This window comes from Streptomyces sp. A0958, assembly GCF_004795035.1.
Taxonomy (GTDB): Bacteria; Actinomycetota; Actinomycetes; order Streptomycetales; family Streptomycetaceae; genus Streptomyces.
Window position 1 is genome coordinate 201948 of sequence record NZ_SSBK01000008.1, and the last position, 20500, is coordinate 222447.

Sequence of the window (20500 nt, forward strand, 5' to 3'; positions counted from 1 at the left end):
TCTCGCCGGAAGCCGTGCGCATCAAGGCTTCCGCGGACGCTGAGGGCTGTCCCCCCGGGGCGTTCGGGAAGTCGCGGTCGAATCCCGCGGCCCCGCGCATGCAACCGGCCGAGCGGGACCGGTGTTCCACGGATGACAGGCAACCGAAACGAAGGGGACGAAATGTCCGACCTGGAGGAGATGGCCGGCGCCAGGGCCGACGCTCCAGCCGTGCCGGACCGCATGACGGGTCAGCAGAAGCTGGCTCTGGCGGTCCTGTTGGGCGCTCAATTCATGCTTGCCGCGGATTTCTCCATCCTGACCGTTTCTCTGCCGGTCATCGGTGACTCGCTCGGCTTCTCACTGGACCATCTGCAGTGGATTACCACGGGGTTCGCGCTGCCCGCGGCGGGGTTCACGCTGTTGTTCGGCCGCATCGCCGATCTCTTCGGACGCCGCAAGGTGTTCCTCCTCGGCATCGTGCTGCTCGCCGCCGCGTCACTGGTAGGTGGTCTCGCGCAGTCGTCGGAGGTACTGCTGGCGGCGCGGGTCGCGCAGGGCGTGGCGACGGCCATCTCGGTGCCGTCCGCATTGGCGCTGCTGACCACCACGTTTCCCGAAGGACCGCTGAGACGGAAGGCACTCGGCCTCAACGGAGCCCTGCTGGGCGGTGGATTCAGCGCGGGAGCCCTTCTCGGCGGGCTGCTCACCGAACTGTTCAGCTGGCGCTGGTCCTTCCTGATCAACGTGCCGATCGCACTGTTCGTGCTGATCGGCACCCTGCTCGTCATTCCCGAGGGCCGCGCCGCCGTACGCAGCCGGCTCGACGTGCCCGGCGCTGCCACCGTCACCGCCGGAATGCTCGCGCTGGTCTTCGGCATCACGACCGCGGGCGAGCAGGGGTGGGCGCACGCGGAGGTCTACCTCTGGCTGGCCGCCGCGGTCGTCCTTCTGGTGACGTTCTGGTTCGTCGAGCTGAAGAGCGCCAATCCGCTCGTACCCGTGCGGGTGCTGAAGCGGCGCACCGTGCGCTGGGGCAACTTCGGCGGCTTCGCGTCCATCGCGATGACGACGGCGACCTCGTTCTCCACGACCCTGTACATGCAGAAGGTGCTCGACTTCCCCGCCTTGACGACGGGCGTCGTGATCGGCCTGCCGGGTCTGCTGACCGTGCTGGGCGGCACCATCGCGCCCCGCCTGCTGGGCCGGATCGGGGCGCCGGCCGTCCTCGCGCTCTCGCTGGTGGTCCAATGCGTGGGGTACGGGGTGCTGTTGCTGCTCGGTGGCGGAGCGACGACCGGAGTCGTCCTCGTGCTCGTAGCGCTCTCGGTGGGCTTCTTCGGGCACGCCTACAGCCTCGTCTCCTACATGGTCAGTGCCACGTCCGGGCTTCCGGACGACGAGCAGGGACTCGCCACCGGCCTCACCACCATGAGCATGCAGATCGCCATCACGCTCGGCATCCCGGTCATCAGCGCCGTGATCGCGGCGCGGACGTCCTCGCTGTCGCAGGAGTCCCCGACGGACGCCATGCTCGGCGGCCTGCACGCGGGGGTGCTGGTGCTCTCCGTCTTCCTGCTCGTATCGGCTCTCATCGTCTGGCTGTTCCTCGGGCGGGGCCGTGCCGATCAGGAGGCGCGTGCGTGATGAGGGACCTCGAAGGAAAGACCGCGGTCGTGACCGGCGCGAGCCGGGGCATCGGGCGGGCGACGGCGGAAAGGCTCGCAGAGCACGGAGCGGTGGTCGCGGTGCACTACGCCACCGATGCCGCGGCCGCCGGTGACGTGGTCGCGGCCATTCGGGCCGCAGGCGGCGCGGCCTTCGCCGTCCAGGCCGATTTCGCCGCCGCCGACGGCCCGGACAGGCTCTGGGCCGCTTTCGACGAAAGCGTCCTGGATTTCGCAGCGGACAGACGCGTGGACATTCTGGTGAACAATGCGGCGACCTCGGTCCAGGCCACCATGGAGGAGACGAAATTCGAGGACTACGAGCGGATGTTCGCCGTCAACGTGCGAGCTCCCTTCTTCCTGATCCAAAAGGGCTTGCAACGATTGCGGGACGGGTCACGGATCGTTAGTGTGGCTTCCGCCGTGACACGAATGGCGTTTCCGGAAGTGGCGGCCTACGGGCTGACCAAGGGGGCGCTGAACACTTTGACACTCACCCTGGCTCAGGAACTCGGCCCCCGCGGCATCACGGTGAACGCGGTCTCTCCGGGAACCGTGGACACGGACGTCAACGCCGGCTGGCTCCGGGGAAATTTGCAGGCACAGCGGTCCGTGGCCGGGCAGGTCGCGCTGCGGCGCGTCGGGCAACCCGACGACGTCGCCGACGCGATCGTCTTCCTGGCGTCCGAGCGGGCTCGCTGGGTCACGGGCCAGGTGGTCGACGTGAGTGGCGGTGAGCGGCTCTGAATGACGGAGGGCGACGCGCTCGCCCCGACACAGGGGAGTACCGGCATGGCTGTCGGACAGGGAGAGGTCTACGAGAACCCGCGGTGCCGCGAGCGGGTGGTGATCAGGACCCCCTCGGCGGACACGGGCGGGGAGCGCACCGTCATGGACGTCTATGTGCAGCCGGGCGGTGCCGTGTCGGGCGCCCATGTGCACCCGCTGAGTGAGGAGCGGTTCACGCTCGTCCGCGGGCGGGTCGCCTTTCTGGTCGACGGTCGTGAGACGGTGCTCGACCAGCCGGGCCAGAGCATCCTGATAGAGCCCGGCGCCAAGCATCGCTGGTGGAACGCGGGCAGTGAGGAGTCCCGGCACATATGCGAACTGAAGGGCAGAGCGGACCGGTTCGAACAACTGGTCCTGCGTCAGCTCTTCGGGCTCGCACAGGACGGCAGGACCACTCCGGAGGGCATGCCGCATCTGCTGCAACAGGCGGTGACCACCCTGGAGTTCAAGGACGTCCTGCGGTTCACCTCGCCGGCCTGGCCCGTCCAGCGCGCGCTGTTCGGCGTACTGGCGCCCGTGGCGCGGCTGCTGGGTTACCAGGGGTGCAACCCGGAGTACATGGAGCGCAAGCCCAGCGAGATCGCCGAACTGGAGCCGCTGCCGGACGAAGTGAAGAAGTGGCACTACTGAGAGAGCCTGTCCCACGTGGTGCCGGATCTCCGCGCCATGATGTCTCGTCATGGGTGTGGGTCTGTCACAGCGACTGGTTCCGGATGAACTCCCGGCCCCCGGTCGCTCCGTTGCTCCCTTCGTTCGCGTCTCGTCCGCAAGGCGGGGGTACGGCCCCGAGTGACGGGCGGGACGTGTTCACCACCGGGTGCACGTGCTGACCGGCGGCTGTGCGTGGCGGCATCTTCCAGAGACGGTGTCCCGGGAAGATGCCGCGCACCTGAGGCGGCTGTGCAGCCGCCACATCGCCCCCGCATCGCACGACCCGGCATCGATCCCAGCGAACACCTCGGCCGGCACCGCTGGAAGACCGAGCGGTCGATCTCCTGACTATCCGGCTGCCGCCGCCATGTGAGAAGGCTCTGAGTCGAAGAACGAGGTGGCACCGGCCCGGAACGGGCCGGTGCCACCTCTCCTTGTATTCTATGGAATATTGAAGTCCGTTTCTCTGTATCAGCTCTGGTGTGCTTCTGGTGCGAAGAGTGGCAGGGTCCTTCTCATGAGGCCGAAACTGGTACCCGACGCGATTTTTGAATACATCGTCGAGAACAGCAGCCCGATCGATGAGTTCCAGCGGAATCTCATTGAGCGTACGGCCGGGGTAGGGGAACGGTCGCGTATGCAGATCGGAACTCCGCAGGGCACGCTCTTCACCTTTCTGACCCAGCTGATGTCGGCCCGGGCAGTCCTTGAGGTCGGCACATTCACCGGATACTCGGCGCTGGCCTTCGCCAAGGGGCTGCCGGCGAACGGACGGCTGCTCACCTGCGACGTCAACGAGGAGTGGGCCGCGATCGCCCAGGAGTTGTGGAAGGAGGCCGGGGTGGCGGACCGGATCGAACTGCGGCTCGGCCCGGCCCTCGACACCCTGCGGAGCCTGCCGCGGACCCCCGACTGGGACCTGGCGTTCATCGACGCGGACAAGGACAACTACACCGCGTACTACGAGGAACTGGTGCCGCGCATCCGCCCGGGCGGCGTCATCCTCGTCGACAACGTCCTATGGTTCTCGACGGTCGTGAGCGACCCCGAGGGCGAAGGCGCCCCCATGCGCCGGTTCAACGCGCACGTCGCCGCCGACCCGCGAGTCGAGGCGGTCATCCTGCCGATCGGAGACGGTGTGTCGCTCGTCCGCAAGAAGGCCTGAACACCGGCCGACACCCCTGACCCGGGGCCGTACCACCGCACATCCCGCACTGACGCAACCCGCTGCACAAGGGAGTGCCTGATGACCACCACCCCCCTCACGGGGAAATCCATGCGCCTGGCCAGACTGTCCGGGCACGGGGACGGGCGTTTCCTGCTCGTGCCCCTCGACCACTCGGTGTCGGACGGTCCGATCGCCACCGCCAGCGGCTTCGAGAAGCTGGTGCACGACGTCGTGGCCGGGGGCGCCGACGGCATCGTCGTCCACCGGGGCAGAGCCCGCGCCATCGACCCCGAACTCCTGGCCGGTTGCTCCCTGTTGGTTCACCTGAGCGCCAGCACGGCACACGGCCCCGACGCCGACGCCAAGGTGCTCGTCGGCGGTGTGGAGGACGCCATCCGGCTGGGCGCCGACGCGGTGAGCGTGCACGTGAACATCGGTGCCGACACCGAGTCCGATCAGCTCGCCGATCTCGGTGCCGTCGCGACCGCCTGCGACCTCTGGGGCATGCCGCTGCTCGCCATGATCTACCCGCGGGGGCCGCGCGTCGCAGATCCGCACGACCCCACACTGCTGTCCCACGTCGTCAACATCGCCGCCGACCTCGGAGTGGACATCGTCAAGACGGTGTTCGCGGCGCCGGCCGAGCGCATGGCCGAGGTCGTCGAGAGCTTGCCGCTGCCCCTCATCGTGGCCGGCGGGACCGGCACCACCAGCCTCGCCGACTTCACCGTTGCCGCCCTCTCGGCAGGGTGCCGCGGACTGGCCGTCGGCCGACGGGTGTTCAGCTCTCCGAATCCGCGCGCCACCGTCCTGGAGCTCGCCGAGATCATCCACGGCTCCGGCGGCCCCCTCGCTCCCTCGACCCCCTCGCGAATGGCTGGTGTTCTGTGAAGCTCAGCTGGATCGACATCCGTACCGTCGGATCGGCCAAGAAAGCGGTCGTCGAAGAGGCCGTCCACGCGCGGGTCGACGGCATCGTGGCCGCCGACACCGCGGATCTGACCGGCCTGCCGCCTACGGTGCGCAAGGTGCTGTTCCCCCAGGGGCAGCCGCTGCCCGAGGACTTCGGCCCCGCCGACGTCGTCATCGTGGAACCGGACAAGCACGGCGAGCCCGCCGAACTGGCGCTGCGCCACTCCGGCGTCGAGTTCGGCCGCTACGTCGAGATCATCGACGCGGACACGCTCGAAGACGCCTGCCAGTCCGCGCGCACGGACCGGTGGAGCCTGCTGTACTTCCGCGATCCGACCAAGATCCCTCTGGAGATCGTCATCGCCGCCGCCGCCAAGGCGGAGGGCAGCCTGATCACGGTGGCCAAGGACACCGAGGAGGCCGAGATCATCTTCGGGGTCCTGGAGCTCGGCTCGGACGGTGTGCTGATGGCCCCCACCGCCGTCGGCGACGCCACCGCCCTGCGCCGGGCCGCCGAGGCGGGCGTACCCGACGTGGAGCTGGTCGAATTGGAGGTCACCGGCACGGCGCACGTCGGGATGGGTGACCGGGCCTGTGTGGACACGGCCACCTACTTTCGCGAGGACGAGGGAATTCTCGTCGGTTCGCACTCCAAGGGCATGATCCTCTGCGTCAGCGAGACGCACCCCCTGCCCTACATGCCGACCCGGCCGTTCCGCGTCAACGCCGGTGCCATCCACTCGTACACCCTGGGACAGGGCGAACGGACCAACTACCTGAGCGAACTCAAGGCGGGCAGTAAGGTCACGGCCGTGGACATCCACGGCCGGACCCGCCTGGTGACTGTGGGCCGCGTCAAGATCGAGACCCGGCCGCTCATCTCGATCGACGCCGTGGGACCGGACGGCCGCACGGCCAACCTGATCCTCCAGGACGACTGGCACGTACGGGTCCTGGGCCCGGGCGGCACCGTCCTCAACAGCACCGAACTCAAGCCCGGGGACAAGGTGCTCGGCTATCTGCCCGTCGCCGACCGGCACGTGGGATACCCGATCAACGAGTTCTGCCTGGAGAAGTGAGCTCGGACGAGATCCGGTCGGAGGCCGTGACCCGGCGCGATCCACGGGCTGACGACACCTTCCGCTACGGGGTGCTGTCAACGCGGACCTACAGCCGGCCCTTCTGCGCGGCCCGCACACCGAGCCGGCACAACACGGTCTTCTTCGCCGACGCGCGGCAGGCGCGGAACGCGGGTTTCCGCCCCTGCCCGCGCCGTCGACCCGACAAGGACACAGAAGGGCTGCCGCGGCGGCCGCGGTGCGTGCCTGCCGCGGCCTGCCGCACCGCGCGCCTGCACCACGCCCTCACCCACGCCGACACCGTCACGGAGGCCATCCACCGGCCCGGATTCAACTCCACCGGCACCTTCTACGCAGCGGCCCAGAACCTCCTGGGCATGACCCCCACGGCCTTCCGCCACCGCGGATGCGGAGTGCTGGTCCGCTACGCCGTCGTGCCCGACGCCACCGGCCGGCTCCTCGTCGCCGGAACCCCGACGGGCCTGTGCGCCGTTCTCTTCGGCCCGGACCGTGACGTTCTCGTCGACCAGGTACGTCGCCGCTACGCGGAAGCGGCGGACGTCGCGGACGACCCGGGCCTCGGCAGCCGCCTGGCGCACGCCGTCCGGCACGACACGCGGCCTTGCCACCCCGCGGTCCCCCAGAAATCCGGCGCCGGGCGCTGGAGGGACGGCTGCGCCAGACCCCCGGTCCCCGAGCCCGGACCCCCGTAGCCGACGTAGGAGAGACACCCCCATGAACATCTTCAGGACGCACAGGTCCACCGTGCAGCGCTTGCGGCTGACGGCCGACCGGCAGCTCGGAGCGGGCAACTTCTTCTGGCACGCCTGGCGGGTGGCCGACGATCGGGACCGGCCGCTTCTGTTCCACCCGGACGTCACCTCCGACCACTGGGACGAGGGCGAGCTGCCCGGACTGTCCCTCAACGACATGCGGCGCATCGTCATCCGGTACGCGCACTGGTACCGCAGCCACGGCGTACTGCCCCACACACACGTCGGAGTGCTGACCCGCAACGGGCTGTACGGCCTCCTGCACCACATCGCGCTCACGAGCCTCGGCGCGGTCGCCGTCCACTGCAATCCCAACATGGCGCTGCCCACCGCCGCCGAATACTTCGTCCGCACTCGCGTCACCGTCCTGGTCGCCGACGCCGACCTGCTCGCGGGCTGCACCCGCATGTGGGACCGGTCCGCGAGCAGCGAAACCAAGGAGATCCTCACCGAGGACATCCGCCTGCTCCACGAGACCGCCCCCCGCCCGAGCGGACCACTGCCCGGCTTCCCGCACAGGCACCAGCGCGACGACCTGGTGATGATCTCCCACTCCTCCGGCACCACCGGCCGTCCCAAGGCACCCGTCTTCACCCACACCTCGTTCTTCGACGGCAAGCGCGGCCGCCTGTGGACCTTCCCCTCGCAGCGTTCCGACCGGATGCTCACCGCGTTGCCGCACAGCCACTCGGCCGGCATCAGCTATCTGACCATGGCACTGCTCCTCGGCATCCCCACCCTCGTGCTGGACGCCGCCGACGGGGCGCTGCTGACCCGGGCGATCAACCGGTTCCGGCCGACCTTCGTACTGGGATTCCCGCTGACGCTGGCCGAGATCGACGTCACGCGCGTCACGCCGTACGCCGCCCAGTCCATCCACTCGTGGAACGGGATGGGCGACGCCTCGCACGAACGGCACATCCGCCCGCTCACCGCGCTCGGCGCCCGGCACGAGGGCCGCAGGCGTCTCGCGGGTTCCCGCTACATCGACGGTCTCGGCTCGTCCGAGATGGGCATGGTGCTGTTCCGTACCGTTTACACCCCGCAGAGCACCGACTACGACCGGTTGATCGGCCGCCCCATCAAGGCGGTGAAGGACGCCGCCGTCCTCGACGAGCACGGCAACGTCCTGCCCGACGGGGAAGCCGGACTGCTCGGGGTGCGCACACCCAGCGTCACGCCGGGTTACTGGGACGACCCGGGCCTGAGCCAACAGTCGCTGAGCAACGGCTACTTCCTCACCGGGGACGTCGTACGGCGGGACCCCGACGGCCGCTGGTACCACCTCGACCGCACACCGGACGTGATCCACACGGCCGACGGCCCCGTGCACAGCCTGCCCCTGGAGGAGCGGGTCCTGCTGACGACCCAGGCCCTGGACGCCGCCGTCGTCGCCGTCGCGGACCCGGACCGGCCCGGGTCCGATGTGCCGGCCGCGGTGATCCTGTACCGGGACGACGTGCGGCGTTCGCCGGAGGACCTCCTCCACAGGTGCAACGCCGATCTGCGCAAGAGGGGACTGCGCACCCTCGACGCCCTGATCATCGCCGCCGACCGTGAGGAACTGCCCGTCGGCCCGACCGGGAAAGTCCTCAAGCGCCGTCTGCGCGAAACCCACCGCGACGTGCTCGGCAAGCCCGCCCAGGACGCGGTCGCCCACACGCACACCCTTCCCGAACCGGTGTCCGCACGCGCCGAGTAGGACACCTCCGAGAGACGATCCGACAGCGAAAGGCACGAGACATGGCCGACGCGCTTCCCGCGCGCCGCGTGGTGGACGTTCTCACCGGCGCCTGGCAGGCCCAGGCGCTGCACGCGGCCGCCGTACTGTGCATACCCGACCACATCCAGGCAGGACACACCACCACCGCGGCGCTGGCCGCCGCGACCGACTGCGACAAGGACGCCGTCGAACGGCTCATGCGGCTGCTGACAGCCATGGGCTTCTTCGACGGGGGAGGCGACGCCGGCTACCGCCTCACCCCGGCCGGCGACCTCCTGCGCGGCGACCACGACCGGTCCATGCGCGACATGGCGGTCGTCTACGGGCAGGAGTTCCACCGCGCGTGGGGCGACGTCGTGGACGCGGTCCGCACAGGTACCTCGGGGTTCCAGCACGCGTTCGGCGTGCCGCTGCGCACCCACCTCCTGAGCGACCCCGAGGCCGCCGTCCGGTTCCAGCGCGCGATGAACGCCGGGAACGTCTTCTTCCAGGACGTCGCGGCCGCCCACGACTTCTCGTCCGCCCGCACCGTCGTCGACGTGGCGGGTGGCGCGGGCACCCTGCTGTCGACCGTGCTGCAGGCCCATCCCGGGCTGCACGGCGTGCTCTTCGACCTCCCGCACGTCATTCCGGTCGCCGAGGCCGCCCTCGGCAGCGTCCTCGGCGCCGACCGCTACGACACCGCGGCGGGCGACCTCTTCGAGAGCGTCCCCGGCGGCGCGGACGTCTATCTGCTCTCCCGGGTGCTGCAGGACTGGGACGACGCCTCCTGCGTGCGGCTGCTCAAGGTGCTGCGCGAGGCGATGCCGCCAACGGCCCGGCTGCTCGTCGTGGAGCGGGTGATCCCCGGCCCCGGAGGAGACCAGGAACTGCTCCCGCTGCTGTGGGACCTGCATCTGCTCATGGCCGCAGGCGGCCGCGAGCGCACCCTCGACGGCTACCGCGGCCTGCTGGAAGGCGCCGGCCTGCGCCTGCGGTCCGTGCACCGACTCGCGCTGGAGACAAGCCTGCTGGTCGTCGAGCAGGCAGAGGAGGACAAGTGAGCGCCCAGCGGGCCGACGGGACCATCGAGCGGCGGGTCCCCGTACTGATCGTGGGAGGCGGCGGGTCCGGACTGACCGCCTCACTGGCCCTGTCCGACCTCGGTATCGAGTCGCTCCTCGTCGAGCGCCACCCCTCCACGTCCGTGCAGCCCAAGGCTCACATCCTCAACGCCCGGACCATGGAGATCCTCGCCCACCACCAGGTCGCCGACGACGTCTACCGCGAGGGCGCGCCACCGGAGAACTGCGGCGCGATGGTCTGGCTGACCAGCCTGGGCGGCGACGCACCCTACGACCGCAAGGTCCTTTACCGCACGAGCGCCTACGGCGGCGGCGACCTGGCCGCACCGTACGCGGTGGCCTCCGCGCAACCGCACGCCAACCTCGGCCAGCGCTGGCTGGAGCCCCTGCTGCGCCGCCATGCCGAACAGCGGGGCCCCGGCTCGCTGCTCTTCCACCACGAACTCCTGGACCTGGAAGAGGACGCGACCGGGGTCACCGCGAGCGTCCTCGACCGGAGCAGCCGGGACAAGCGGATCTTCCGCGTGCGCGCTTCCTACGTGATCGCGGCGGACGGCGGCAAAACCATCGGGCGGCTGCGGGGCATCCCGATGGAGGGAACACCGACGTTCCTGGAGTGGATCAACCTCCATGTCCGGGCGGACTTCTCGCCGTTCATCCCGTACGACGACGCCGTAGTCAACCGTGTCTCCAGCCTCTCCGACGACGGGACCCTCGAACACTGCGGTGTCGTCCCCATGGGCCCGGACCGCTGGGGACGCCACTCCCAGGAGTGGACCCTCATGTTCTCCAGGGCCCCGGGTGCCACGGGCGCCACTGATCTCGACGACGAGACCGTCGTCAAGATGGTGCGGCGCACGCTCAAACTCCCGGACGACCACCCCATGGACGTCGAGAGCATCAGTCGCTGGCCCGTCGAGGGCACCGTCGCGCAGCGGTTCCGCGCCGGCCGTGTCTTCCTCGTCGGTGACGCCGCCCACCGGCATCCGCCCTCCGGGGCCCTGGGACTGAACACCGGAATCCAGGACGCGCACAACCTCGCCTGGAAGCTCGCGCACGTCCTCGCCGGAACGGCGGGCGAGGCACTCCTCGACAGCTACGAGGCCGAGCGCCGGCCCGTGGCACAGCGCGTGGTCGAACGCGCGGTGTACTCGCTCTTCAACCAGATCGCGTTCACCGCCGGGACCGGAGTGGTCCATGGAGCCCGTCCCGAGTGGAACCGGGCGCAGATGACCGCACTGTTCTCGGACACACCGGACGGCGAGACCCGGCGCACCGTGCTGCGCGAGTACTTCGACACGAACCGCATCACGACGGCCCACCTCGGCCTGGAGATGGGCTACGAGTACGGAGACGCCGGATTCGTGGTTCCCGACGGGACCCCGCGCCCCCCGACCGATCCCCTGGGACTGGAGTACCGGCAGACCGCCCGGCCCGGCGCCCGCCTTCCGCACGCCTGGCTGCGCCGCCGCGAACAGCGTGTCGCCACCCATCAGCTGCACACCGCTCCCGGTTCGTTCCTGCTGCTCACGGGTGCGCGCGGGGACGCATGGCTGCGGGCCGCACGGGACCTCGCCGCGCGCCTGGACATCCGTATCGACGCGTACGCAGTCGGCCCCGACGGCGCACTCCAGGACATCGAGGGCATATGGACCCGTCTGCGCGGCCACGACGACGACGGAGTCGTCCTGGTGCGCCCGGACGGGTTCGTCGTCGCCCGCCACCTGGCCCACTGCCCTGACCCGTCGCCGGCGCTCGAAGCGGCGCTGCGCGTGGGCCTGGGCCGACCGGAGGGCTGCTAGATGCAGCGGACCCAGCACACACCCGTCGCCATCGTCGGCGGTGGACCGGTCGGCATCATGCTCGCTCTGTTCCTCGACCGGCACGGGGTGCGCAGTGTCGTGTTCGACGAGGGAGAGAATCCGTACGACGTCCCACGGGGAAACACCCACAACGCGCGCACCATGGAGCATTACCGCAGCCTCGGCATCTCCGCACCGATCCGGGCCCTGGGACTCCCCGCCGAACACCCCGCCGACATCGCCTACTTCACCCGCTACTCCGGCCCCGAGCTCTCCCGGCTCAAGCTGGCCTCCCGGGCCCGCAGAATGCGGCAGACCGCCGTGGCACCGGCCACCGACCAGACGCCGGAGCCGGTGCACCGCGCCAACCAGATGTACGTCGAGCGGTTTCTGTACGAGCACGTCCGCACCCGGCCGAACATCACCCTGCGCCTCGGACGCCAGGTCACCGACATCGAGCAGGACGCCGAGCACGTGTTCCTGCGGGCACAGCCCGCGGACGGCCCCGCCGAGCACTGGACCGCCCGCTTCGCGGTGGGCTGCGACGGAGGCCGCGGCCTTGTCCGCCGCTCCCTCGGCGTGCGGTACGACGGAGAGGGAGCCCTGGACCAGGAGGTGCTGGGCAGCCGGGCGACGGCGGCGCACCTGCGCCTGCCCACGTTCCACCGGGACGTGATGACCGGCCGCCGCGCCTGGAGCTACTGGTCGCTCAACAGCGAGCTGGCCATGAACCTCATCTCCCTCAATGGGGCGGACGAGTTCTTCCTGCTGACCAGCTCCGTGGCGCCGGACGCGGGACCGGACGACATCGCGGACCTGGTGCGCCGCGGCGCGGGGATGCCGTTGCCCGTCGAGGTGCTCGGCCGACGGCCATGGACGCCTGGCGTGGCGCTGGTCGCCGAGCGCTTCACCATCGGCCGCATCCTGCTGGCCGGTGACGCGGCGCACCTGTTCACGCCGAACGGCGGATTCGGCATGAACACCGGAGTGGACGACGCGGCCAACCTCGCCTGGAAGCTGGCGGGCATCCTGGCCGGCTGGGGCGGCCCCGGTCTGCTCGCGAGCTACGAGGCCGAGCGCAGACCGACCGCCCGGCGGAACACGACGGCCGCCCGGGAACTCAACATGGGGCTCGGAGCCGTCGAGCGCCCCGCCGAACTGGAACACCCCGGCCCGGACGGTGCGGCGGCGCGGGCGCGCGTCGGCGACCAATTGCGCTGCTACGGCGAGCGGACCCACTCGCTCGGCGTCCAGCTCGGCGCCCGCTACGACGGATCGCCCGTCATCGCGCAGGACGGGCCGCCGCCCGCGGACTCCTGGGGGACCTACACACCGTCCAGCGTTCCGGGAGGTCGCGCCCCGCACCTGTGGCTGGACGCGTGGCACGGCCCGGGCAGCTCCCTGTACGACCGGCTCGGACCGGGCTTCACCCTGCTCAGGTTGGGGGGCCGGGCGCCGACCGGCAAGCCGCTGGAGGCCGCCGCCCAGGCCCACGGGATGCCGCTGACCGTGCTGGACGTCGACCAGGACGCGGCGCGGGACCTCTATCAGCGGGACCTCGTGCTGATCAGGCCCGATCAGCACGTGGCCTGGCGCGGCGACCAACTGCCCCAGGACCCCGACGCCTTGGTGGCACTCGTGACCGGCGCCCGGGGGGCCCGGTGAGCGAGGGGAGCCTGGAGATCGCCATCGTCGGGGCGGGGCCGCGCGGCCTGTCGGTGCTGGAGCGGATCTGCGCCAACGAACGCGCGCACGGACGGCACGACCGGGTGATCGTGCACCTCGTGGACCCCTACCGGCCCGGCGCGGGGAGGGTATGGCGCACCAGCCAGTCGCGGCTGCTCCTCATGAACACCGTGGCATCCCAGGTGACCGTGTTCACCGACGACACGGTCGACATGGCGGGCCCGGTGGAGCCGGGCCCGAACCTCTACGAATGGGCGCGCACCGTCGTGCTGCCCGCCGGGCCCGACGTGTTCGGTGAGGCGACGTACACCGAGGCGACGGCCCTGCACCCGGACGGCTACCCCACGCGCGCGTTCTACGGTTGCTACCTGGTCGACGCCTACCGGCACATCCGTGAGCGGGCGCCGGCGCACTGCCGCATCGTCGAACACGCCACCCGCGCCGTGGCCCTGCGGGACCGAGCGGCCGGCTCCGGTGTGCGGCAGGCGCTGTCCCTCGCCGACGGTACCCTGCTGCCCGGTCTCGACGCCGTGGTGCTGGCCCTCGGTCATCTGCCCGAACTGCCCAGCGCACGAGAGTCGGACTGGTCCCGTGCCGCCACGCGCCGGGGCCTGACATACGTGCGTCCGGCCAACCCGGCAGACCTGGACCTGTCGTGCATCGAGCCGGGCCAGACCGTGCTCGTCCGTGGGCTCGGGCTCAACTTCTTCGATCAGATGGCGCTGCTCACCAGGGGACGGGGAGGCACGTTCGTCCGGCGCTCGGGCCGGCTGGTGTACGTCGCATCCGGACGGGAGCCCCGGATTCACGCGGGGTCGCGGCGCGGCATCCCGTACCACGCCCGCGGAGAGAACGAGAAGGGCGTGCACGGGCGCCACCAGCCCAGACTGCTGACACCGCGGACCATCGAGACGCTTCGACGCCGCGGCCAGAACGGGGAGCGCGTGCACTTCGCCACCGACCTGTGGCCCCTCATCGCCAAGGAGGTCGAGAGCGTCTACTACGAGACGGTGCTGCGGTCCCGGCACGAGATCCGGGCAGCGGACTTCGGCGGTGAGTACCTCGCCGCCGACACCCCGGGGCAACGAGAGGCGGTACTGCGGGCACACAACATCACCGAGGACGAGCGCTGGGACTGGGACCGCCTCCAGCGGCCCACCGGAGGCCGCCTCTTCGCCGACCGGGCCGATTTCCACCGCTGGCTGCTCGACTACCTGGCCGAGGACGTCCGCGAAGCACGGAACGGAAACGTCAGCGGACCGCTCAAGGCAGCCCTCGACGTACTGCGGGACCTGCGCAACGAGATACGGCTCGCGGTCGACCACGGAGGACTCGAGGGCAACTCCTACCGCGACGACCTCAAAGGCTGGTACACGCCGCTCAACGCCTTCCTGTCCATCGGCCCGCCCGCGTCCCGCATCGAGGAACTGAGCGCCCTGATAGAGGCCGGCGTCGTGCAACTACTGGGCCCAGAAACGGAGTTCGTCCTGGAGCAAGAGGGAGACCACGGTGCCTTCGTCGCGGCGTCGCCCCAGGTCATCGCAGACCCGGTACGGGCGTCCGTGCTGATCGAGGCTCGGCTGCCGGAGCCCGACGTCCGGCAGACCGCCGACGCCCTGCTGCGGTACCTCCTCGTCACCGGACAGGCGGCCCCCTACCGACTGGACGGCTCCTGCGGCTCCGTCTTCGAGTCGGGCGGGCTGGCCGTCACCCCACGCCCGTACCACACCGTGGACGTCCACGGCCGGGCCCATCCGCGGCGCTTCGCCTACGGCGTCCCCACCGAATCGGTGCACTGGGTCACCGCCGCCGGCATCCGCCCCGGAGTCAACTCGGTGATTCTCGGCGACTCCGACGCGATCGCCCGTGCGGTGCTCCACCTCCCCCCGTCCGCACCCGCGCCCGCGCCCGACCATCTGGAGATGACCACGTGACCCGGAACAACGGCGGTGCCTCGTGGGACGGCGCACCGGACGCCGGCCTGTTCTCCCCGGTCAGGGTAGGGACGGCGGCCGAGCGGGCCACTGGTGAACAAGCCTGGCTGCAGGCCATGCTGGACGCCGAGGCCGCCCTGGCCCGGGCCCAAGCGCGGCTCGGCACCGTCCCCGCCGAAGCGGCCGACGTCATCACCCGGGCCGCCCGCGCCGAACATTTCGACCTACGGGACCTGGCCGTCCGGGCGAGGGAGACGGCCAACCCGGTCGTGGGCCTGGTGGGTGCGCTGGGCCGGGTGGTCGCGGTCGAGGACCCCGAGGCGGCCGAGTACGTGCACCGAGGCTCGACGAGCCAGGACGTCCTGGACACCGGCATGATGCTCATGACCCGCCGCGTGCTGGACCTCGTGCTCGCCGACCTGAACCGGACGGCCGACGCCCTGGCCGGGCTGGCCGCAGACCACCAGGACACCGTCATGGCCGGCCGCACGCTGGCCCTGCACGCGGTGCCCACCACTTTCGGCCTCAAGGCCGCCGGCTGGCGACAGCTCGTCCTGGACGCCGTGGACCGGACTTCAGCCGCCCGCGGCACCCTGCCCGTCTCCCTGGGCGGAGCCGCCGGGACGCTGGGCGGATACCTGGAGTTCGCGCGCCCGACACCGCGGACCCCGCCGCCCGACGACTACCAGGACCGGCTCGTGGACGCCTACGCGGCCGAGACCGGCCTCGCCCGGCCACGCCTGCCGTGGCACGCCCTGCGCACACCGGTCGCCGACGTCGCCGCGGCACTGGCCCTCGCCGCGGGCGCGCTCGGCAAGCTGGCCACCGACGTCCAGGTCCTGTCGCGCACAGAGATCGCCGAGGTCTCCGAGCCCGCCGCGAACGGGCGCGGCAGCTCGTCGGCGATGCCCCACAAACGCAATCCCGTGCTCTCCACGCTCGTCCGCAGCGCATCCCTGCAGGTCCCCTCCCTGGCCCAGGGACTGACGCAATGCCTGATCACCGAGGACGAAAGGTCGGCCGGGGTCTGGCACGCCGAGTGGCTGCTGCTGCGCGAGGCGCTGCGCCTCACCGGCGGAGCCGCCTGGACCGCCGCCGAACTGGCCGAAGGGCTCACCCCGCACCCCCGGCGCATGCGGGAGAACCTCGGCCTCACCGGCAGCCGGATCGCCACCGAACGCCTCGCCGCCGCCCTCGCACCGCACCTGGGCCGCGTATCCGCGAAGGAACTGTTGACCGAGGCCTCCCTCGCCGCCGAGACGGAAGGGCGCCCTCTCGCCGACGTGTTGAGCGCCCGGCCCGAGGCGAGCGCACATCTCACCCCCGACGAGCTGGCACACCTGCTCGATCCCACCGCCTACACCGGGGGCGCCCGCGCCCTCGTGGCCCGCGCGCTCGCCGAGCCCGCGCCGCGCCCCCCTCACTCCCAGGAGCTGTGATGTCCCGTCGCCTCTTCACCTCGGAGTCCGTCACCGAGGGCCACCCCGACAAGATCGCCGACCGGATCAGCGACGCGATCCTCGACGCCCTGCTGCGCGAGGACCCCGCCTCCCGCGTAGCCGTCGAAACCATGATCACCACCGGGCAGGTGCACATCGCGGGTGAGGTCACCACCACGGCGTACGCGCCGATCGCCCAACTGGTGCGCGACACCGTTCTGGCGATCGGCTACGACTCGTCGGCCAAGGGGTTCGACGGAGCGTCGTGCGGGGTGTCCCTCTCCCTGGGCAGCCAGTCGCCGGACATCGCCCAGGGGGTCGAGGAGGCCTTCGAGTCCCGGGACCGCGACGGGCACGACGCCCTCGACCGGCAAGGAGCGGGCGACCAGGGACTCATGTTCGGCTACGCCACCGAAGAGACCCCGACGCTCATGCCCCTGCCGATCGACCTGGCCCACCGGCTGGCCCACCGCCTCACCGCGGTACGGCGCGACGGCGTCATGCCGTACCTGCGCCCGGACGGCAAGACACAGGTGACCATCGAATACCAGGGCAGTCGGCCGGTGCGCCTGGACACGGTCGTGGTCTCCTCGCAGCACGCGCCCGACATCGACCTGGACGCCCTCCTCGCGCCCGATGTCCGCGAGTACGTGGTGGAGCACGTGCTGGCCCAACTGGCCCACGACGGCATCAAGCTGGACACCGAGGGCTACCGCCTCCTGGTGAACCCGACCGGGAGGTTCGAGATCGGCGGCCCCATGGGCGACGCGGGCCTGACCGGCAGGAAGATCATCATCGACACGTACGGCGGCTACGCCCGTCACGGCGGCGGCGCCTTCTCCGGCAAGGACCCCTCCAAGGTGGACCGCTCCGCCGCGTACGCGATGCGCTGGGTCGCCAAGAACGTCGTCGCCGCCGGCCTCGCCCAACGCTGCGAGGTCCAGGTCGCGTACGCCATCGGCAAGGCCCGCCCGGTCGGCCTGTTCGTCGAGACCTTCGGCACCGGCATCGTGGCCCAGGAGCGCATAGAGCGGGCCATCGAGGAGGTCTTCGACCTGCGCCCGGCTGCGATCATCCGCGACCTCGACCTGCTGCGCCCGATCTACGCGCAGACCGCCGCCTACGGCCACTTCGGCCGCGAACTGCCCGACTTCACCTGGGAACGCACGGATCGTGCCGCACAGCTCAGGATCGCTGCGGGCCTGTGACCGACATGCCGACAAGTAGCCCCGTCGCGCGCATCGCCGTCACCGGCTCGATCGCCACCGACCACCTGGCCGTCTTCCCCGGACGCTTCACCGACCAGCTCATCCCCGGCCAACTCGACCACGTTTCCCTGTCGTTCCTCGCCGACACCCTCGAGGTGCGCCGCGGCGGCGTCGCCGCCAACATCGCGATCGGACTGGCCCGGCTCAACCTCACCCCCGTCCTGATCGGCGCGGTCGGCCACGACTTCGCCGACTACGCCGCATGGCTGGTCAACAATGGCGTCGACACCCGAGCCGTGCACATGAGCGAGACCCTGCACACCGCCCGGTTCATGTGCACCACGGATGCCGAGCACAACCAGATCGCCACGTTCTACGCCGGGGCGATGGCGGAGGCCCGGACCATCTCCCTCGGCGACACCGCGCGGCGCACGGGCCCCTTCGACCTGGTGCTGATCGCTCCGGACGATCCCGAGGCCATGCTCCGTCACACCCACGAATGCACCGAACTCGGCGTCCCCTTCGCCGCCGACCCCTCCCAGCAACTGGCCCGCCTCGACCGCGAACAGACCCGGTCGCTGGTCACCGGTGCCCGGTACCTGTTCACCAACGAGTACGAGTCCGCGCTCCTGCTCGAACGATCCGGATGGTCGCGCACGGACGTCCTGGACCGGGTCGGCATCTGGATTCGCACGCGCGGGGCCGAGGGCGCCGAGATCCTGGAACGCTCCGCACCCGTCCGTCACGTTCCGGCGCTGCCCACGCGCCGACCGGCTGATCCGACCGGAGTCGGCGACGCGCTGAGGGCGGGGTTCCTGGCGGCGGTGGCTCAAGGGATCGCGACCGAGCAGGCCGTCCGGCTGGGCTGCACGCTGGCCACCACGGCCCTGGAATCGGTGGGCACCCAGGAGTACGAGATCGTGCCGGCCGAGGTGCGCCGTCGTGTCACCGAGGCCTATGGCTCGGGGGCGGCTGCCGCCCTGGAACCACTCCTCGCGGACCTGCCGTGACTGTTCTCCCGACGCACCCCCACCGCCCGCGCTCACGCAGCGCCGCCTCGGTGCGCGACCAACTGGCCTCCGGGCAGCGGACGTTCTCGTTCGAGTTCTTCCCACCCAGGACCGAGGCCGGGTACAAGGCCCTGTGGGAGGCGGTCCGGCGGGTGGAGGCGCTGGCCCCCTCCTTCGTCTCGGTCACCTACGGAGCCGGGGGGTCCTCGCGTGACCGCACCGTCGAGGTGACCCGGCGCATCGCCGCCGAGACCTCGCTGAGGCCGGTGGCCCACCTGACCGCGGTGGGCCACTCGGTGGCCGAACTGCGCCACATCATCGGCCAGTACGCGGACGCGGGCGTGCGCGACGTCCTGGCGCTGCGCGGAGATCCGCCGGGGGACCCCCGAGGGCTCTGGACGCCGCATCCCGACGGGCTGACATACGCCCGCGAACTGGTCGAACTCATCGGGGGACTGGGCGACTTCGGAATCGGCGTGGCCGCCTTCCCGGAACGCCACCCGCGCTCACCGGACTGGGAGAGCGAGATCCGGCACTTCGTCGCCAAGTGCCGGGCCGGCGCCGACTTCGCCATCACCCAGATGTTCTTCGACGCGGAGGACTACCTACGGCTCCGGGACCGCGTCGTACGGGCCGGGTGCGACATCCCCATCATCCCGGAGATCATGCCCGCCACGGACGTACGGCAGATCAGCCGGTTCGCCGAGCTCTCCGACGCCACCGTTCCCACCGGTCTCGCGCAGCGGCTGCACAAGGCCCGCGACCGTCCGGCCGAAGGCCGTCGCATAGGTGTCGAGCACGCCACGGCGCTGGCCGAACGCCTCCTGGGAGAGGAGGCACCGGGGCTGCATTACATCACGCTCAACCGCTCCACGGTGACACTCGAAATACACCAGAACATCCATCCCTGAATCGGCGTAACCAGGACTTCTCACCTCTCGTTGGCCTTTTGGCGGCCGCACCGCGACCGCTGTGAGACCCGGGAGAGACGATGACGACACGTGATACCAGCGCGGCCCAGACCCTTGAGCGCTTCTACGCCGCTGAAGCCGCCTATGTCGAGGCCGGCGGCCCCGGTGCGGCGAGTTTCGACGAGATCGCCGCGTGCCTGGCTCCGGACGTGACACTGCACCAGGCGCCCGGCCTGCCGTACTCCGGAACCTGGCAGGGCCCGGAGGGGATCGAACGGTTCCTGGCCGTCATGGGGGAGGCCTGGCAGACCATGGAGTTCCTGGACCAGCGCTGCTTCGTGGACGGCCAGGAGGTCGTCGTGACCAACCATGTCCGGTTCGTGGCCCGGGCGACGGGCCACGAACTGGACACCCGGATCGTGCAGGAGATGACGGTACGGGACGGCCGCATCGCGGAGATCCGCCCCTTCTACTGGGACCCGGCCGCGGTTACCGCCGCGCTGACGCTCCCCGCGTGAACGCGGCCGGGGAGTACGGGACAGCCCCTGGTCATCAACTTCCGCTGATGCGCGGCGCGGGCGTACAGGGGTGATCCAGCTGGAGTGAACGCGACGTCCGAATGCCGCCAGCGCTTGGTCGACTCGGGAGCGACGATCGAGGGCGGCGCAGGAGAAGGCACCGCCCCGGTCGAGGAGGCTCGCAGAC

17 protein-coding genes and 1 pseudogene are annotated in these 20500 nt (G+C 70.7%); all 18 read left to right on the forward strand.

From position 1 onward, the window contains the following. Positions 1-162 precede the first annotated feature (162 nt). Positions 163-1626: an MFS transporter gene (locus E6P78_RS11895; RefSeq protein WP_206307789.1), complete on the forward strand. Its 1464-nt coding sequence runs from the start codon at positions 163-165 to the stop codon at positions 1624-1626. Further along, complete coding sequence (locus E6P78_RS11900; RefSeq protein WP_136203509.1) at positions 1626-2393, forward strand: SDR family oxidoreductase; 768 nt, start codon at positions 1626-1628, stop codon at positions 2391-2393. The genes E6P78_RS11895 and E6P78_RS11900 overlap by 1 nt, the downstream gene beginning before the upstream one ends. Before the next feature lie 45 nt (positions 2394-2438). Further along, positions 2439-3065: a cupin domain-containing protein gene (locus E6P78_RS11905; RefSeq protein WP_136203510.1), complete on the forward strand. Its 627-nt coding sequence runs from the start codon at positions 2439-2441 to the stop codon at positions 3063-3065. Between the two features lie 256 nt (positions 3066-3321). Next, a pseudogene (locus E6P78_RS33380) lies at positions 3322-3431 on the forward strand (IS5/IS1182 family transposase); the annotation flags it as partial. Positions 3432-3603: 172 nt separating this feature from the next. Further along, on the forward strand, positions 3604-4251 hold the full coding sequence (locus tag E6P78_RS11910; RefSeq protein ID WP_136203511.1) for a class I SAM-dependent methyltransferase: 648 nt from the start codon (positions 3604-3606) through the stop codon (positions 4249-4251). Positions 4252-4332: 81 nt separating this feature from the next. Further along, entirely contained in the window at positions 4333-5145 is an 813-nt protein-coding gene (locus tag E6P78_RS11915) for a 2-amino-3,7-dideoxy-D-threo-hept-6-ulosonate synthase (RefSeq protein ID WP_136203512.1), read from the forward strand. Next, on the forward strand, positions 5142-6245 hold the full coding sequence (locus tag E6P78_RS11920; RefSeq protein WP_136203513.1) for a 3-dehydroquinate synthase II: 1104 nt from the start codon (positions 5142-5144) through the stop codon (positions 6243-6245). Before E6P78_RS11915 ends, E6P78_RS11920 begins: the two co-directional genes overlap by 4 nt. Beyond that, on the forward strand, positions 6242-6958 hold the full coding sequence (locus E6P78_RS11925; protein WP_168712605.1) for an Ada metal-binding domain-containing protein: 717 nt from the start codon (positions 6242-6244) through the stop codon (positions 6956-6958). The genes E6P78_RS11920 and E6P78_RS11925 overlap by 4 nt, the downstream gene beginning before the upstream one ends. A gap of 22 nt (positions 6959-6980) precedes the next feature. Then, positions 6981-8720: a class I adenylate-forming enzyme family protein gene (locus E6P78_RS11930; RefSeq protein ID WP_136203515.1), complete on the forward strand. Its 1740-nt coding sequence runs from the start codon at positions 6981-6983 to the stop codon at positions 8718-8720. A gap of 41 nt (positions 8721-8761) precedes the next feature. Further along, positions 8762-9784, forward strand: a complete 1023-nt coding sequence (locus tag E6P78_RS11935) for a methyltransferase (protein WP_136203516.1) — start codon at positions 8762-8764, stop codon at positions 9782-9784. Continuing rightward, positions 9781-11607, forward strand: a complete 1827-nt coding sequence (locus E6P78_RS11940; RefSeq protein ID WP_136203517.1) for an FAD-dependent monooxygenase — start codon at positions 9781-9783, stop codon at positions 11605-11607. Before E6P78_RS11935 ends, E6P78_RS11940 begins: the two co-directional genes overlap by 4 nt. Continuing rightward, positions 11608-13272: an FAD-dependent monooxygenase gene (locus E6P78_RS11945; protein WP_136203518.1), complete on the forward strand. Its 1665-nt coding sequence runs from the start codon at positions 11608-11610 to the stop codon at positions 13270-13272. Then, positions 13269-15227, forward strand: coding sequence for an FAD/NAD(P)-binding domain-containing protein (locus tag E6P78_RS11950; RefSeq protein WP_136203519.1), 1959 nt, complete (start codon positions 13269-13271; stop codon positions 15225-15227). Before E6P78_RS11945 ends, E6P78_RS11950 begins: the two co-directional genes overlap by 4 nt. Further along, complete coding sequence (locus tag E6P78_RS11955; protein ID WP_136203520.1) at positions 15224-16666, forward strand: lyase family protein; 1443 nt, start codon at positions 15224-15226, stop codon at positions 16664-16666. Before E6P78_RS11950 ends, E6P78_RS11955 begins: the two co-directional genes overlap by 4 nt. Next, positions 16666-17874, forward strand: coding sequence for a methionine adenosyltransferase (metK, locus tag E6P78_RS11960; RefSeq protein ID WP_136203521.1), 1209 nt, complete (start codon positions 16666-16668; stop codon positions 17872-17874). Before E6P78_RS11955 ends, metK begins: the two co-directional genes overlap by 1 nt. A gap of 5 nt (positions 17875-17879) precedes the next feature. Then, positions 17880-18884, forward strand: a complete 1005-nt coding sequence (locus E6P78_RS11965) for a carbohydrate kinase family protein (RefSeq protein ID WP_136203557.1) — start codon at positions 17880-17882, stop codon at positions 18882-18884. Between the two features lie 50 nt (positions 18885-18934). Further along, a complete protein-coding gene (gene metF, locus E6P78_RS11970) occupies positions 18935-19795 on the forward strand; it encodes a methylenetetrahydrofolate reductase [NAD(P)H] (RefSeq protein ID WP_136203558.1) in 861 nt (286 codons plus the stop codon). An 80-nt stretch (positions 19796-19875) separates the two neighbouring features. Beyond that, positions 19876-20313, forward strand: a complete 438-nt coding sequence (locus tag E6P78_RS11975; RefSeq protein ID WP_136203522.1) for a nuclear transport factor 2 family protein — start codon at positions 19876-19878, stop codon at positions 20311-20313. Positions 20314-20500 lie beyond the last annotated feature (187 nt).

What these genes read in the sequence shown, in the direction of transcription:
- E6P78_RS11895 (WP_206307789.1), top strand. Translation starts at nt 163, where the DNA reads ATGTCCGACCTGGAGGAGATGGCCGGCGCCAGGGCCGACGCTCCAGCC.
- E6P78_RS11900 (WP_136203509.1), top strand. Translation starts at nt 1,626, where the DNA reads ATGAGGGACCTCGAAGGAAAGACCGCGGTCGTGACCGGCGCGAGCCGG.
- E6P78_RS11905 (WP_136203510.1), top strand. Translation starts at nt 2,439, where the DNA reads ATGGCTGTCGGACAGGGAGAGGTCTACGAGAACCCGCGGTGCCGCGAG.
- E6P78_RS11910 (WP_136203511.1), top strand. Translation starts at nt 3,604, where the DNA reads ATGAGGCCGAAACTGGTACCCGACGCGATTTTTGAATACATCGTCGAG.
- E6P78_RS11915 (WP_136203512.1), top strand. Translation starts at nt 4,333, where the DNA reads ATGACCACCACCCCCCTCACGGGGAAATCCATGCGCCTGGCCAGACTG.
- E6P78_RS11930 (WP_136203515.1), top strand. Translation starts at nt 6,981, where the DNA reads ATGAACATCTTCAGGACGCACAGGTCCACCGTGCAGCGCTTGCGGCTG.
- E6P78_RS11935 (WP_136203516.1), top strand. Translation starts at nt 8,762, where the DNA reads ATGGCCGACGCGCTTCCCGCGCGCCGCGTGGTGGACGTTCTCACCGGC.
- E6P78_RS11945 (WP_136203518.1), top strand. Translation starts at nt 11,608, where the DNA reads ATGCAGCGGACCCAGCACACACCCGTCGCCATCGTCGGCGGTGGACCG.
- metK (WP_136203521.1), top strand. Translation starts at nt 16,666, where the DNA reads ATGTCCCGTCGCCTCTTCACCTCGGAGTCCGTCACCGAGGGCCACCCC.
- E6P78_RS11965 (WP_136203557.1), top strand. Translation starts at nt 17,880, where the DNA reads ATGCCGACAAGTAGCCCCGTCGCGCGCATCGCCGTCACCGGCTCGATC.
- E6P78_RS11975 (WP_136203522.1), top strand. Translation starts at nt 19,876, where the DNA reads ATGACGACACGTGATACCAGCGCGGCCCAGACCCTTGAGCGCTTCTAC.